At 48.1% G+C, this 13694-nt stretch carries 14 protein-coding genes and 2 pseudogenes; 6 read left to right on the forward strand and 10 right to left on the reverse strand.

Annotated features, from left to right (window positions below):
- The 6 genes and pseudogenes from L696_RS0109170 to L696_RS29380 all read right to left on the reverse strand — a co-directional run.
- A partial coding sequence (locus tag L696_RS0109170; RefSeq protein WP_025683382.1) for a N5-glutamine methyltransferase family protein occupies positions 1-664 on the reverse strand: 664 nt, incomplete at its 3' end.
- Positions 665-667: 3 nt separating this feature from the next.
- A complete protein-coding gene (prfA, locus tag L696_RS0109175; protein WP_025683383.1) occupies positions 668-1735 on the reverse strand; it encodes a peptide chain release factor 1 in 1068 nt (355 codons plus the stop codon).
- A 213-nt stretch (positions 1736-1948) separates the two neighbouring features.
- Positions 1949-3049, reverse strand: coding sequence for a redox-regulated ATPase YchF (ychF, locus tag L696_RS0109180; protein WP_025683384.1), 1101 nt, complete (start codon positions 3047-3049; stop codon positions 1949-1951).
- A gap of 142 nt (positions 3050-3191) precedes the next feature.
- Positions 3192-3686, reverse strand: coding sequence for a GNAT family N-acetyltransferase (locus L696_RS0109185; protein ID WP_025683385.1), 495 nt, complete (start codon positions 3684-3686; stop codon positions 3192-3194).
- Positions 3683-4783: a type 2 isopentenyl-diphosphate Delta-isomerase gene (gene fni / locus L696_RS0109190; RefSeq protein ID WP_025683386.1), complete on the reverse strand. Its 1101-nt coding sequence runs from the start codon at positions 4781-4783 to the stop codon at positions 3683-3685. The genes L696_RS0109185 and fni overlap by 4 nt, the downstream gene beginning before the upstream one ends.
- A 192-nt stretch (positions 4784-4975) precedes the next feature.
- Positions 4976-5241, reverse strand: a pseudogene (locus L696_RS29380) (DapH/DapD/GlmU-related protein); the annotation flags it as partial.
- 335 nt (positions 5242-5576) lie between these two features.
- On the opposite strand from L696_RS29380, the pseudogene L696_RS0109195 reads away from it, so the two are divergent.
- A pseudogene (locus L696_RS0109195) lies at positions 5577-6421 on the forward strand (Rpn family recombination-promoting nuclease/putative transposase).
- A gap of 280 nt (positions 6422-6701) precedes the next feature.
- Here L696_RS0109195 and L696_RS0109200 read toward each other — a convergent pair.
- Genes L696_RS0109200 through L696_RS0109210 form a run of 3 tightly spaced genes read right to left on the reverse strand, consistent with a single transcriptional unit; the run spans position 6702 to position 8416 of the window.
- Positions 6702-7193, reverse strand: coding sequence for a DMT family transporter (locus L696_RS0109200; protein WP_025683387.1), 492 nt, complete (start codon positions 7191-7193; stop codon positions 6702-6704).
- A 35-nt stretch (positions 7194-7228) separates the two neighbouring features.
- Complete coding sequence (locus tag L696_RS0109205; protein ID WP_025683388.1) at positions 7229-7933, reverse strand: Crp/Fnr family transcriptional regulator; 705 nt, start codon at positions 7931-7933, stop codon at positions 7229-7231.
- Between the two features lie 57 nt (positions 7934-7990).
- Positions 7991-8416, reverse strand: a complete 426-nt coding sequence (locus L696_RS0109210; RefSeq protein WP_025683389.1) for a DMT family transporter — start codon at positions 8414-8416, stop codon at positions 7991-7993.
- A 373-nt stretch (positions 8417-8789) separates the two neighbouring features.
- Between L696_RS0109210 and L696_RS0109215 the strand changes: the two genes are divergently transcribed.
- Positions 8790-10328 (forward strand): phospholipase D family protein, encoded by a 1539-nt coding sequence (locus tag L696_RS0109215; RefSeq protein WP_025683390.1) that lies wholly within the window; start codon positions 8790-8792, stop codon positions 10326-10328.
- 42 nt (positions 10329-10370) lie between these two features.
- Here L696_RS0109215 and cls read toward each other — a convergent pair whose 3' ends face one another.
- Positions 10371-11882 carry a cardiolipin synthase gene (cls, locus tag L696_RS0109220; RefSeq protein ID WP_025683391.1) on the reverse strand — a complete coding sequence of 504 codons (1512 nt, stop codon included), beginning with the start codon at positions 11880-11882 and terminating at the stop codon, positions 10371-10373.
- A 209-nt stretch (positions 11883-12091) separates the two neighbouring features.
- On the opposite strand from cls, the gene L696_RS0109225 reads away from it, so the two are divergent.
- The 4 genes from L696_RS0109225 to L696_RS0109240 form a co-directional block, all read left to right on the forward strand.
- Complete coding sequence (locus L696_RS0109225; protein ID WP_025683392.1) at positions 12092-12685, forward strand: TetR family transcriptional regulator; 594 nt, start codon at positions 12092-12094, stop codon at positions 12683-12685.
- Positions 12686-12749: 64 nt separating this feature from the next.
- Positions 12750-13091, forward strand: a complete 342-nt coding sequence (locus tag L696_RS0109230) for a DMT family transporter (protein WP_025683393.1) — start codon at positions 12750-12752, stop codon at positions 13089-13091.
- The gene (locus L696_RS0109235) at positions 13091-13405 is read left to right on the forward strand and encodes a DMT family transporter (protein ID WP_025683394.1); all 315 of its coding nucleotides are present in this window, start codon (positions 13091-13093) and stop codon (positions 13403-13405) included. The genes L696_RS0109230 and L696_RS0109235 overlap by 1 nt, the downstream gene beginning before the upstream one ends.
- A gap of 14 nt (positions 13406-13419) precedes the next feature.
- Positions 13420-13694 (forward strand): PfkB family carbohydrate kinase (locus L696_RS0109240; RefSeq protein ID WP_025683395.1); only part of this gene is annotated, 275 nt, incomplete at its 3' end.

A 13694-nucleotide genomic window follows, 5' to 3' on the forward strand; every position in this document is an offset into this window, starting at 1 on the left:
CGCGCACCTCCGGCTGCAAGCCTGCGATGTCGGCGGCCGGGATATACGGCGGATTGGACACCAGGATGTCCACCGCCTTTCCCGCGAACGGCGTCAGCAGGTCGCCTTCGCGCAGCTCCACGGCTGCGCCGTTGGCAGCGGCGTTATGCGCCGCCATCTCCAGCGCTGCGGCGGAAATATCCCCCGCCGCCACGCGCCAGCAGGGCCGCTCAGCCGCCAGCGTGACGGCAATCGCCCCGCTGCCCGCGCCGATATCGAGCGCCTGCGGAGCGCCGTCCGGCCACAGCCGGTCGCCGTGCTGAAGTATGGCCTCGACGAGCAGCTCTGTCTCAGGGCGCGGAATCAGCACCGAAGGCGAAACCGCGAACGGACGGCCATAAAACTCCTGCCGTCCGATAATATACTGCGCTGGCTCACCCGCTGCTTTGCGGGCTATAACCGCTTCCCACGCCTCTTTGCCCGAGGCTGGGAACGGATCGCCCAGCGCAGCGTAGAACGCCGTGCCTTCCAGCCCGAGCACATGCTCCAGCAGCAGGCGGGCGTTATGCTGGGGCTCCAGCACGCCGCAGCTCCCTAAAAAAGAAGAAGCCTCAACTAAGGCTTCTCTGATACTCATGCTCCGTTCCGGCGACATCCGATACACAAGATCGCGTTCGTGTCCCAAAACTTAAACCTCTTGTTCCATCAAATCAGCCTGCTCTGCAATCGTGAGCGCCGATACGATTTCTTCGATCTCCCCGTTCATCACCTGATCCAGCTTGTGCATGGTCAGCCCGATGCGATGATCTGTTACACGGCTTTGCGGGAAGTTGTAGGTACGAATGCGCTCACTGCGATCCCCGGTACCTACCTTGCTCTTGCGCTCGCCTGCATATTTGGCTTCCTCTTCCTGACGAAGCATATCCGAAATACGGGCACGCAAAACCTGGAGTGCCTTCTCCTTGTTGGAGTTTTGGGATTTGCCGTCCTGACAGGTTGCCATAATGCCTGTTGGCATATGCGTTACACGTACCGCCGACTTGGTCGTATTAACGGACTGACCGCCAGCACCGCTGGAGCAGAACGTATCAACGCGGATATCCTTGTCGGAAATTTCAACATCCACTTCTTCGGCCTCGGGCATAACGGATACCGTAGATGTAGATGTATGAATACGTCCGCCGGATTCCGTCGTAGGAATCCGCTGTACGCGGTGTGCTCCGCTTTCGAATTTCATTTTGCTGTATGCGCCGCGTCCGTTAATCATGAAAATAACCTCTTTAAAGCCTCCAAGGTCATTCATGTTCGCGTCCATCAGCTCTACACGCCAGCCTTGGGTATCGGCATAACGAGTGTACATCCGGTACAGATCCGCCGCGAACAATGCCGCTTCGTCACCACCCGCTGCGCCACGAATCTCGATAATCACATTCTTATCATCATTCGGGTCCTTCGGCAGCAGCAAAATGCGAATTTTCTCGTCCAGCTCCCGTTTGCGGGCACTGAGCTCATCAATCTCCATTTTCACCATTTCACGCATCTCGTCGTCCAGCTTTTCCGCCTGCATGGCCTTAGCAGCGTCCAGCTCTTCAACGACAGTTTTATATTCGGTATATGCTTCATAAGCAGGCTGTAAATCAGACTGTTCTTTGGAATAATCTCTAAGTTTCTTGCTATCGTTCGCTACATCCGGATCGCAGAGCAGTTCGCTCAGTTTATCGTAGCGGTCCGCCAATGATTGCAATCGGTCCAACAAGCGATTCACCTCTTCAGTTAAATTAATATGAAGCCAGATTCAAATTCACTGGCTACAGCTCTTTATTATACCAACTAATCGATGAATTAGCTACTAAAAATACTTCTAATTCATGAATTGAATAACAACCATAATTTCAATAAAAAAAGCCGCCACCCAACACAGGCAGCGACTACTTTATTTAGAACAATGTTTTATACTGCAAACCTAATGTTATACATTAAAACGGAAATGCATAACGTCTCCGTCTTGTACCACATATTCCTTACCTTCCAAACGAAGCTGGCCACGTTCCTTAGCCCCGTTCATAGAGCCAGCAGCGACCAAATCGTTGTAGGATACAACCTCGGCACGAATAAATCCGCGTTCAAAATCCGTATGGATAACACCCGCAGCACCCGGTGCTTTAGTTCCTTTGTGAATGGTCCATGCGCGTACTTCCTGCACACCTGCTGTGAAATACGTATACAGACCCAGCAAGCGGTAAGCGGCTTTGATCAGACGATTCAGACCGGATTCGGCCAGTCCCAGCTCCTCCAGGAACATCGCCTTGTCTTCGCCCTCCAGCTCGGCAATTTCAGATTCTACTTTGGCGCTAATAGGCACCACTTCTGCATTTTCCGCTACAGCAAAATCACGTACCTTTTGCACATATGGATTGCTGTCGGCTTCCGTTACACCGTCTTCGCTGACATTAGCTGCGTACAGTACAGGCTTCATCGTAAGCAAATGAAGATCACGTACAATCAGCTGTTCTTCATCCGACAATTCCACGCTGCGCGCAGGCATATCAGCATACAGTGATTCCTTGATCCGCTCCAGCACTTCAACTTCCTGGGTGTATTGCTTGTTGCCACCCTTCATGTTTTTGCGGGAACGCTCAATGCGCTTGTCTACGCTTTCGATATCCGCCAGAATCAGTTCCAGATTAATGGTCTGAATGTCACTGATCGGGTCGATTTTTCCGTCCACATGGGTGATGTTCTCATCTTCAAAACAACGTACCACATGCACAATCGCATCCACTTCACGAATATGAGCCAGAAACTTGTTACCCAAACCCTCGCCCTTGCTCGCGCCGCGTACAAGTCCTGCAATATCAACAAATTCAAAAGCCGTCGGCACCGTTTTGTTCGGCACAACCAGTTCAGTCAGCTTATCCAGCCGCTCGTCCGGTACTTCAACAACACCTACATTCGGATCAATCGTACAAAATGGATAGTTTGCGGATTCCGCACCCGCCTGCGTTATTGCGTTAAACAGTGTTGATTTGCCCACGTTCGGCAAGCCCACAATCCCCGCTTTTAAAGCCATAATCAGAACAACTCCCGTTTATATAAAATGTGCGTTATGCCATCCGTTAGTTTACCAACCCACATTATATATGAGAACCTATACATGCGGCAAGCATACGACTGTGACTTTCAGGATTTTGCTATATCCTCTACTTCTTCATTTAAATCTCTTTGCTCATCTGAATATCCGTAACCCGATAGCCTGACTTGCGGTACACATGCAAAGCCCGCTCATTATGCCCAAATACATGCAAACCGATGCGAACGGCTCCCAGCCTGCGAGCTTCCTGTTCCAAAGCCCCCATCGCCAGCGTACCTAGCCCCCGCCCCTGATATGAATCGTAGACGAGAATATCCAGCAGAAAAGCTTCTTTTCCTTGTGCGCTATCCGTAATATTGAACCAGATATAGCCCGCTTCCTCTTCGCTCTCCACAACATCCGTATCCGAATACATCAGCATATAAAGGTGAGCATGGGGAGTATCCAGTCTCTTTGGCAAATATTTGCCAAAGCTTTCCCTAGCCCGTTCCGGTGCTTCCTCCACCGTCCACGTCCCTGCTTGAATTTTGTCCTCTGCGTAATCCACAAGCGAGCGCTGCTCAAAACGATCATACTGCTCGTCGTTCATAGGAACCAATCTGATGAATCCACTCATCCGTTCGCCTTCTTTCTTAATCGAGTCGTATCTTTAAGACTTTCAATCCCATCTACCCCGATGCCAAACATGACTGTGCGCAGTTCCAGCTCCACCTGCTCCAGCCGCGCTTCCAGTGCCTCTGTGGAGGCGACCGCCGATCCGAGCAGCGACCGTCCGAAACCCGCCATATCAGCGCCCAAGGCAAGCGCCTTGGCTGCATCGACACCGTCTCTCAGTCCGCCACTGCCGATCACTGCGCCATTCGGCTGCGCCGCCCTGACTTCTACGATACAATCTGCGGTGGAGTTTCCCCAATCCGCAAACGCTTCCGCCGCCGCACGGCGTACAGGATCGGGATTGCGGAATTTTTCCACCTGACTCCAGCTTGTCCCGCCTGCGCCAGCGACATCAATAAAAGCCGCCCCCGCATCGTACAATCTCGAAGCCGTCTCACCATCTATACCCCAGCCTACTTCCTTCACTCCTACGGGCACTGAAAGCTGGCGGCACAGTTCTTCAATGCGTCCAAGCAATCCGCTAAAATCCAGATTCCCTTCGGGTTGGAAAACCTCCTGCAATCCGTTCAAATGTAGTACCAGCATGTCCGCTCCGGCAATCTCCACCGCACGGCGACAGTCGTCCACACCAAATCCGTAGTTCAACTGTACCGCTCCCAAGTTGGCAAGGATCGGAATACTTGGTGCCAGACGACGAACCGCAAAGGTCGGAGCCAGTTCTTCTTTTTCCACCGCAGCTCGCACCGAGCCTACTCCCAGCGCCCAGCCGCGTTTCTCCGCTGTTTCTGCCAAGCGCTCATTAATCGCTCCCGTCTCCGCGCTGCCGCCTGTCATAGAGCTAATCAGCAGCGGTGTTCGCACTGCGCGCCCCAGAAAAGTAGTGTCCAAACCTACCTCATCAAAATGCAGCTCAGGCAGTGCACAGTGTTTAAAGGCATAGCGCTCCAGTCCATTCGTGATGCCTTGGCCTGCCACGTCCTCTTGCAAACAAAGGCGGACATGCTCTATTTTCCGTTCACCTGTCCGTGCAGTAGGCAGCAAAGAGCCGGATTTGTCGGAACTCTCAGGTGTTTCAGATTTATTTTCCACATTACTCATCTATGTCCCACCTCATTCAGGTCACTTCATGTATTTACATTGGTCCGAAAACACAAATAAGACCGCTCCCGAACACGGTAACCGATCTATTTATGTATTATTACAGGCAATTATTTAGATACTTTTATTGTAGCATGGATGGAAAAATATATACACAAAATCGCGAGCCTTTCCTCTGCTTATATAAACCATTCAGGTGAATTTTATTTGTACCTTAGTCCTCAATGTCTGCGTAATAACTGTAATTTGCCTTAACACATTGCATGGATTTCCTACAGCAACCACATCATCAGGAATGTCTTTGGTAACGATAGATCCCGCTCCAATAACTACGTTATTTCCAATACTCACACCTGGAGTGATTACGGTATTTACGCCAATCCATACACTGTTCCCAATCGTTATCGGCTTACAAATTCGAGCAAGGTGTTTCGCACAGCTGAATCTATCGGGTGCCCAGTCATAGTGTTGCAAGTCCTACCCAACAAATCTTTCCTTTGCCCGATTTTCTCGTCTATTTCTTCTGCAAAAACTACCAGTGGAATGGCCGATTCAGATTCAGCATGTTCTTCTCAAGCGTGTCTCTAATCCTATAAATTAAAACACTTATTATGGATATTCAACAGGCGTGAAATTATAAGTATCTGAATAATAAATGCGTAACCCGACCAAATGATACTTTGATCTATTTATGTTTTCTCTTCTGGAGGTAAAGAATGGTTGGAGTGTTTACGTTTGGCTTACGCAACAAACAGTGATAATGATATAATAAAGAAAACGTAGTTGATCATTCATGAAGCTGCTTAATCCACGGAATGATTTTTTATTTAAACGTATTTTTGGGAGTGAAGAGAACCATGATGTCCTGTTGGCCTTTCTGAACCGCACGTTTGCGGAAGCCGGAAAGCCGCCGCTCAGTGATATTATTCTTTTGAACCCTATACGGACAAGGACTCTCCACGTGACAAGCAATCTATTCTTGACATTCGAGCCAGAACTACAGAAGGAGAAATTATCAATGTCGAGATGCAATTGTTCAATAAATATGATACCGAGAAAAGAACCCTCTTTTATTGAAGTAAACAATACTCTGGGCAATTACAGGAAGGGCAGCCATATAGCCAGTTGAAACGGTGTGTGACCATTAACATTCTGGACTATGCCTTACTACGGAATAATCAATATCATAATGTGTTTCATCTGCGAGAAGATCGTACCGGAATTTCGTTAATCGACGATATTGAAATCCACTTTCTGGAGCTGCCCAAGCTAGATGAACAAGCCGTCTCCATCGAGAAAGGCGGGCTTGTGAATTGGCTGCTGTTCCTGAAAGGCGCAGATCAATCCAAATGGGAGGTGCTGACAATGAATGAACCTGTATTAAAGAAAGCAATGGATACGTTGGAGTTTTTGAGTCAGGACTTGGAAGCGCGGAGACAGTATGAAGACCGTCAGAAGTATCTGCATGATGAAGCATCAATGTATGAAGCGGCTGAAGTCGCAGCAAGAAGAGCAACAGTAGAAGCCAAAAAAGAAGTGGCAAGAAAGCTACTTGCTCTTGGTGTTGAATTGTCTGTTATAGCTAAAGCCTCTGGTTTAACGGAAGATGAAATCAAGGTATTAAAGCCGTTCCAGTGAGAACATATAGAAGAGCCGACCATAATGCGGTCGGCTCTTCTTATCTTCAAAGGAGTATATTTTTGACTAGTAAATTCCGACAATAGATGATTTCGCACGCTCCAAACACTCCGAAAAAACAATTCCTGACCACAAAGTTGTTTTACTCCCCTTGCCACATTCTAACTTATCCCTAAACAAACGAAAAACCCTTAACAATTAAGGTTTTTTTTCAATAGGACGGATGGGGATCGAATCCATGACCCTTACCCTGTCAAGATAAGGATCATCATAACGTCCTTTATCCCTTCATCGAATCAGGTACATGTGAAATGCTTTCTTGCTGCTCCTTCGTACGCCCGTTGCCAAACTTGAATATCAGAATGCCGCCGATAATGACCAGCACACCGATCAGCTTGGTAAAGGTGAACGGAATCTTTTCCAGTCCCAGCCATCCTAACGAATCCCACAGCAAAGCAGTGCCCAATTGTGCCGTTAATACGATAGATATCGCATAAGTCGGACCAAGCAGCTTCACTCCTTGTACCAGACAGAATACCACGCCAACACCAATCATCCCACTGACCCAGTACCACGGCTGCATATGTTGTAGTGTAAATGTATTTTTTCCTGCAAAAATAAGACTGCCGAGCAAGGAGGCCAGAAACCCCGTCCCCAGCACAAGTGTGGTTGTGGCCCATGAACCTGTCCGTTCGTTCACCTTATTATTGAATATCGTTTGCAGGCTAACAAAGGCTCCTGCGATAACCGCCAGTACAATTCCTAATAGCATGATTCAGCTCTCCCCTGCTAATTCTTTACGAATGATTATGCTTCATAAATATTATGGCCTGCCAGTTGGCCCAAACCTTCTCTGTCACGAATCACAATATAGCCCCCTGTTCGTTCCACCAAACCATCTGCGCTCATCTTGCGAATCACACGGTTGAGATGCCTGTAGCTGGTTCCGATCAAATTCGCCACATCTACGAGACTGGATGCCCGCAGTTCTTCATGAAAAGAAGAAGAATCCCCTTCCTCGAAGGAAACGGATAGCAGGTAACTGGCCAGTCTGACTTCCACAGGATACATTAGGTTAAAGCTGGAAAAGTCAGAATCCATGCAAAACTTCCGGGTAACGATATCCAGCAAAAATTGCAGCATTGGAGCGTAGGCTCTGCCATATTTATTCATCCATTGCTGGTGAATACCGATTACATATATAGGGGATACAGCCTCCACCGTATTGATCACGTTGCTTCTGCGAATATATTCAACATCCCCAATAACCTCAATTGGTGTTTTGAAGCAGAGAACCAGTGTTTTGCCTTCCGTTGAACTGGTATAAATCTTGACCTTGCCCTGTACCAATATGTACAGATGTTCAATGGAATCCCCTTGTGAGCACAGCTTTTCCCCTTGCTCCAAACGATGCAGTGACAAATAAGGCCGCAGCGGCTCATGTAGTATGGATTCTAGCTGATGCAGTTGTAAAAAATGCTTCAGTTGCTCTTGATCCTGAATTTCTTTCATGCTTGGGCTCACCTTCGTTTTCTACGTTCTGGGTTCCTTCTCCGAATGAAGTTCTATTTAGAGCTTCAAAATGATCACACCCGCGATCATCATGCCAATGCCTATAAATTGCGGCAGCTTCATTTTTTGCTTCACTACACCAAACCATCCGTTAATATCAACCAGAAAGGTCAGGCACAACTGGGCAATCAACAGCGCCGAGATCGTGAATGTAACTCCGATATGCTGAATAGCGGTCACTTCACTGAATATGATGATAGCTGCAAAAGCGCCACCCAAGAGATACATAGGCTTTACCTGCTTCATCTCCGCCACATTTCCATCTCGTGTGAACATCCAGATCAATGCCGCCAAAATAACACCCGTTAACTGAGTAACCGTAGCCGCCTGCCATGTACCGATATCCTGACTTATCCATGTATTCGCCACCCCTTGCAGCGTAATACAAGCGCCTCCCAAAAAAGCAAATAAAATTCCTCTCATGAATCGTTATTCTCCCTATCTAAGTGACTTTTCTATTTATTAAAGTATAGGTTAGTCTCACCATAAAGGACATATGTCCTGAATCAACAAAAAAATCCCCTCTTCATAATAAGAGGATTAGATATGTCCCACCTGTTCTGTGAAAATGCTCTCCATAAATGAGAAAGGGATGGGAACCTATACTGTATGATCTATTCCGATTCCACATAATCTATAATGGGTGCCCATTCCAACCATCCATACCTTTCCTTCCAGTCATTACGCTTCAATCCTGTACACTTGCGTTAATAACTAGACAGTATCCCATCCTAAAACTGCATGTTCCGGTACGATGAAGTGGAATGCAGCGTTCAATAGAGGAGTTGACCCCCATATGACTAAGCATGATACGCTGCATTCTGAGCTGGCATATAACCCTGTTTCCCAACAAAAGAAATCTAAAAGAAAGCTATTCCAAAGGAAATCCAGGCGAACAAGCCGCGCTATTAAAATCATTATCCTGTTACTCATCCTGTGGCTGATTGCCATCATGATCTATCAGACCCATAAGCCACTGCCCCCCTTCGTTTCTTATGAAAGTCAGGAGTATTCGATCAACGAGGTAAACTTCTGGACGGATTTGACCTATCCTACCGGGGATGGAAGTACCGCACAGCACGAAGGGCAAATTTTGAACCGTATGCTTGGGATCGTTGACAAAGCCAAACAATTTATCGTCATCGACCTGTTTCTGTTCAACGATTATAAACATAAGGGCCAGCGCGTCCCCCAAGTCAGCGCACAGATGACCGAGCATCTTATTGCCAAAAAGAAGGCCAATCCTGATATGCCTATCTTTTTCATTACAGATGAAGTCAATACCAATTACAATTCATCCCCCAATCATTTGCTGGAGAATATGAAACGAGCGGGGATTCAGGTTGTGCAGACCGATGTGGACCCGCTGCGGGATTCTACGCCAAGCTATTCTGCGGTGTGGCGTACCTTTTTCCAATGGTTCGGACAGCAGGGCACAGGCTGGATTCCCAACCTGATGGCCAGTGACGGACCTGACGTTACGGCACGCTCTTATCTCAAGCTGTTAAACGTCAAGGCCAATCATCGAAAATTGGTTGCCAGCGAGCAAACAGCGCTCATTTCCACAGGGAATGTTCACGATGCGAGTGCATATCACTCCAATGTGGCGCTGGAGGTGAAGGGCCTCATCATCGGGGACATTTTACAAACCGAGCAGGCAGTGCTGGACTTCTCCGGCGGAGGGCAGCTTCCTGCCTATACGCCACAAGCGGAAGCCTCTGCTCAATCGGGAAAAGACAGCTACCGGATCAAATATCTAACCGAAGGTAAGGTATACACATCGGTTCTGGATGCCATCGGGCAGACAAAGAAAGGCGATAGCATTCATATGGGCATGTTTTATTTGGCAGACCGTAAAGTGTTGAACAGCCTGCTGGATGCCTCTGCACGCGGTGTGAGCATCCAATTGTTGCTGGACCCGAATCAAAACGCGTTTGGACAGGAGAAAATCGGCATTCCCAATCGTCCGGTCGCCAAAGAATTGTCCGATAAATCGGGTGAAAAAATCCAAATCCGCTGGTACAATACGACCCATGAGCAATATCATACCAAGCTGATTTATATTGCCAAGGGACAGGGAGATCACATCATTTTGGGCGGGTCTACGAATTTGACATCACGTAATTTGAACGACCTGAATCTGGAAAATGAATTGTGGGTGGCCGCTCCGGCGGACAGCAAGCTGACCCGACAGATTGCGGCCTATTTTGATACATTATGGAATAACCGGGGAGCTGAATACAGTCTGGATCTGGAGGCTTACGAGGACAAATCTACATTTTGGAAAGGTATACTATATCGTCTACAAGACATCTTGGGCTTTACCACATTTTAAAATTAGGAGAGCACTGTAGCGTGCTTACTTTCCTCATTCAACCTACAGCAGCGGTGAAAGCAGCCGGGCAAGGGATTCCATCAAACGCTTGAACAGACGCTTTTTCATAAATTCCTCGCGTACGATCAGGCTGGCAGACTGCAAATCCCGCTCATAATCCGCCACCATCTGCTGTACACTATGCGTGCGAATCAACAGAGCGTTGACTTCAAAATTCAGGTGGAAGCTACGCATGTCCATATTAGCTGTCCCGATGGTCGCAACCTCCCCGTCAATAATGAGAAGCTTGGAGTGAAGGAAGCCTTTTTCATACTCATATACCTTGACCCCAACCTCCAGCAACGTTTGGAAGTACGAATGGGACGCGAGGAACGGCAGCCACTTGTCCGGTTTGGCAGGAAACAGAATCCGCACGTCCAAACCGGACAGAGCCGCCATCCGCAGCGCGGTCAAAATATCTTCATCCGGGATAAAATAAGGAGTGGCAATCCATACCGATCTGCGGGCGGATGTGATCATGGAGAAGAACAGATTTTTGAGCACTCTCCGCTCATTATCTGGGCCGCTGGCAATAATCTGCACGCCTCCGTCCGTAATTGGCTCGATTTTTGGGGACAGATATTCCTTATTCAGCACCGATTCACCCGTCATATGAAGCCAGTCCTGCAAAAATATAAGTTGCAGCGTTCGCACAGCCTCGCCCTTCACAATCATGTGCGTGTCACGCCAAAAGCCGTAGGCTTTGTTACGGCTGAGGTACTCATCCCCTACATTCAGACCGCCGATCAATCCAATATTGCCGTCGATAACCACAATTTTACGGTGATTACGGTAGTTTACCCGGCTGGAAAAGAACAAGATCCGTGCACCGCCATAAGCGACGACCTCTACCCCCGCATCCCGCATTTCCTTCAAGAAAGCCTTCGACAGTTGAATGCTGCCCACCGCATCGTACATAAACCGTACCTTGACGCCAGCTTTGGCCTTTTCGATCAAGATTTTCTGAATGCTTGTGCCGATATCATCCGACCGGAAAATGTAGTATTCCATGTGGATATGATGCTCTGCCTTGCGCAGTTCCGCCAGCAGCGTGGAGAAGGTCTCATCTCCGTTGTTCAAGATTTGGGTTTCCGCCGCAAAATAAATCGGGGAACGGGCCAGCCTGCGTGCCAAACGCATCAACTGCTGCTGCTCATCTGTAAAGCAGGTCAGATCGCGTTTGACGTGCATGGCATCCTTCTCGATACGCTCGTAAGCCTGCTGGTCACGCAATGCCTTTTTGTCATACTTGCGGCGTTTGAACACATTTTGCCCGAATAAAAAATAAAGAGGAAGTCCAACCACCGGCAGCAAGGCCAGAAGCAAAATCCAGGACATCGTAGTGGAGGGATTGCGATTCTCCGAAAAAATAATCAGACTGATGGAAATGACCGTCAGCGTGGAGAAAATACTGATGACCGTTCCTTCATTTCTGCCGATGGAATTAAACAATCCAAAATAATATATCACAAAAACCATAGCTGCAATTAACACAGCCAGTAAGCTTCGCCTCATAATTTGCCTCATTTCCAATGCACTGCATTTGACAGTATTCTTCATTATATTGTACATGAGCACCTTAATTCTTCCCACTTTTTTGTTTGGATTTATGAAGAAAAAAAGAATCCAGGGGAAAACTCAAAACAAAACCGGATAAAGCCGGATTGACACTTACTTTTTTTCATGAGAAAATAAACTAACGAACGTTAGGTAGGTGATTAATATTGGGTATGAAGGATATCCGAAAGGCTGCTCTTTGTCAATTTGCCGCCAATGGGTATGAGGGAGCGTCCTTGAGTAGTATTGCTGCTGAGGTCGGAATTCGAAAACCGTCTATATATGCGCATTATCAAGGCAAGGAGGATCTGTTTCTACAGGTGGCGAGGTACGCTTTTCAAGAGCAGAATTTACGTATTTTTGAATACTTTTCGGAACGCAGAGGTCAGTCGCTGGAGCATACACTGCATGACTTCCTGTTTTGGATGGGACAGGAATATAAGAACAACAATACAGCCAAGTTTATGCTTCGTTTTTCCTTCTTTCCTCCTGTATCTTTGTATAACGAGGTTCTGGATATTGTTAATCCTTTTCTGGAAAATATGGAGCGAAAATTAACTCGCCACCTCCGGAATGCACGAGATAGGGAACCCTTCGGTCACATGGAGCCAGTGGATGTGGCTCTATCCTTCATAACACTGCTCGACGGAATCATGGTGGAGCTACTGTACAGTGGGAGCCTGAACTACCACCGAAGACTGAACGCTGCGTGGCCTATTTTTTGGCGTGGAATTACGTTAACCCCGCCTCATGAAGCGTGAAGGAACAAGAACGTAACGAGTGATTAATTTACAACTAATCTATATTTAAAGGGGAACGCTCATCATGAATCGCAGCTGGATTTATGTTTTTATTGGTGGCCTTATTGAGGTCGTATGGGTCTCGGGTCTGAAGCATGCGGATTCTGTACTCGCATGGATTGTAACCGTGCTGGCTGTAGTGGCCAGCTTTTATTTGATCATGAAGGCTGCGAACCGTTTGCCTGTGGGCACAGTATATGCTGTATTCACCGGACTGGGGACAGGGGGAACGGTCGTAGGTGAAATGCTGCTATTCGGGGAACCGTTTCAATGGTCCAAAACGCTGTTAATCGCCCTTTTGTTGGCAGGCGTGGTCGGCCTGAAGTTAGTTACCGACCGTGATGCTCAGGAAGGGAGTGGCGCATAATGGCTTGGATTGCATTGGTTATCGCGGGATGCTCGGAAGTGTTTGGAGTTATCGGTATGAAGGGAGTTACGGTGGGCAAAGGATGGAAGTCATTAGTGCTTATGGTCTTATCCTTTGTCCTTAGTTTCTCTCTACTCAGCTATGCCATGAAAAGTTTGCCTATGGGAACTTCCTATGCCGTATGGACAGGTATCGGAACGGTCGGTAGCACGATTACAGGCATGTTCTTGTACGGTGAACAAAAAAGCGTACTGCGTGTGTTGTTTATCGCTATGATTCTTGCCGCAGCCCTGGGCTTAAAGCTGATTTCTTAAAGGAGTGATGCCTTGTGATTACCACCGTAACGCTTAACGCGGCTGTGGATAAAATCTACACGGTTGCAGGCTTCGGTATGAATGCCGTCCACCGGATCGAGGGCGGCCTGACGGTGCCGGGCGGCAAAGGCGTCAATGCCGCCCGTGTCATTCGCACGCTGGGCGAGCCTGTGCGGGCGACCGGGTTTGCCGCTGGACACACTGGGCGGCTGCTCATCGACGGGTTGAGCTCGGAAGGCGTAAGCGCCGATTTTATCGAAATGGCGCACGGGGAAACCCGTCTCGCCAT

The sequence above is a fragment of the Paenibacillus maysiensis genome (assembly GCF_000520815.1).
Taxonomy (GTDB): domain Bacteria; phylum Bacillota; class Bacilli; order Paenibacillales; family Paenibacillaceae; genus Paenibacillus; species Paenibacillus maysiensis.

Coding starts and splice junctions, on each gene's coding strand:
- cls (WP_025683391.1), bottom strand. CDS start 11,882: ATGAGGCGAAGCTTACTGGCTGTGTTAATTGCAGCTATGGTTTTTGTG.
- L696_RS0109210 (WP_025683389.1), bottom strand. CDS start 8,416: ATGAGAGGAATTTTATTTGCTTTTTTGGGAGGCGCTTGTATTACGCTG.
- L696_RS0109205 (WP_025683388.1), bottom strand. CDS start 7,933: ATGAAAGAAATTCAGGATCAAGAGCAACTGAAGCATTTTTTACAACTG.
- L696_RS0109185 (WP_025683385.1), bottom strand. CDS start 3,686: ATGAGTGGATTCATCAGATTGGTTCCTATGAACGACGAGCAGTATGAT.
- L696_RS0109215 (WP_025683390.1), top strand. CDS start 8,790: ATGACTAAGCATGATACGCTGCATTCTGAGCTGGCATATAACCCTGTT.
- L696_RS0109230 (WP_025683393.1), top strand. CDS start 12,750: ATGAATCGCAGCTGGATTTATGTTTTTATTGGTGGCCTTATTGAGGTC.
- L696_RS0109235 (WP_025683394.1), top strand. CDS start 13,091: ATGGCTTGGATTGCATTGGTTATCGCGGGATGCTCGGAAGTGTTTGGA.
- fni (WP_025683386.1), bottom strand. CDS start 4,783: ATGAGTAATGTGGAAAATAAATCTGAAACACCTGAGAGTTCCGACAAA.
- ychF (WP_025683384.1), bottom strand. CDS start 3,049: ATGGCTTTAAAAGCGGGGATTGTGGGCTTGCCGAACGTGGGCAAATCA.
- L696_RS0109200 (WP_025683387.1), bottom strand. CDS start 7,193: ATGCTATTAGGAATTGTACTGGCGGTTATCGCAGGAGCCTTTGTTAGC.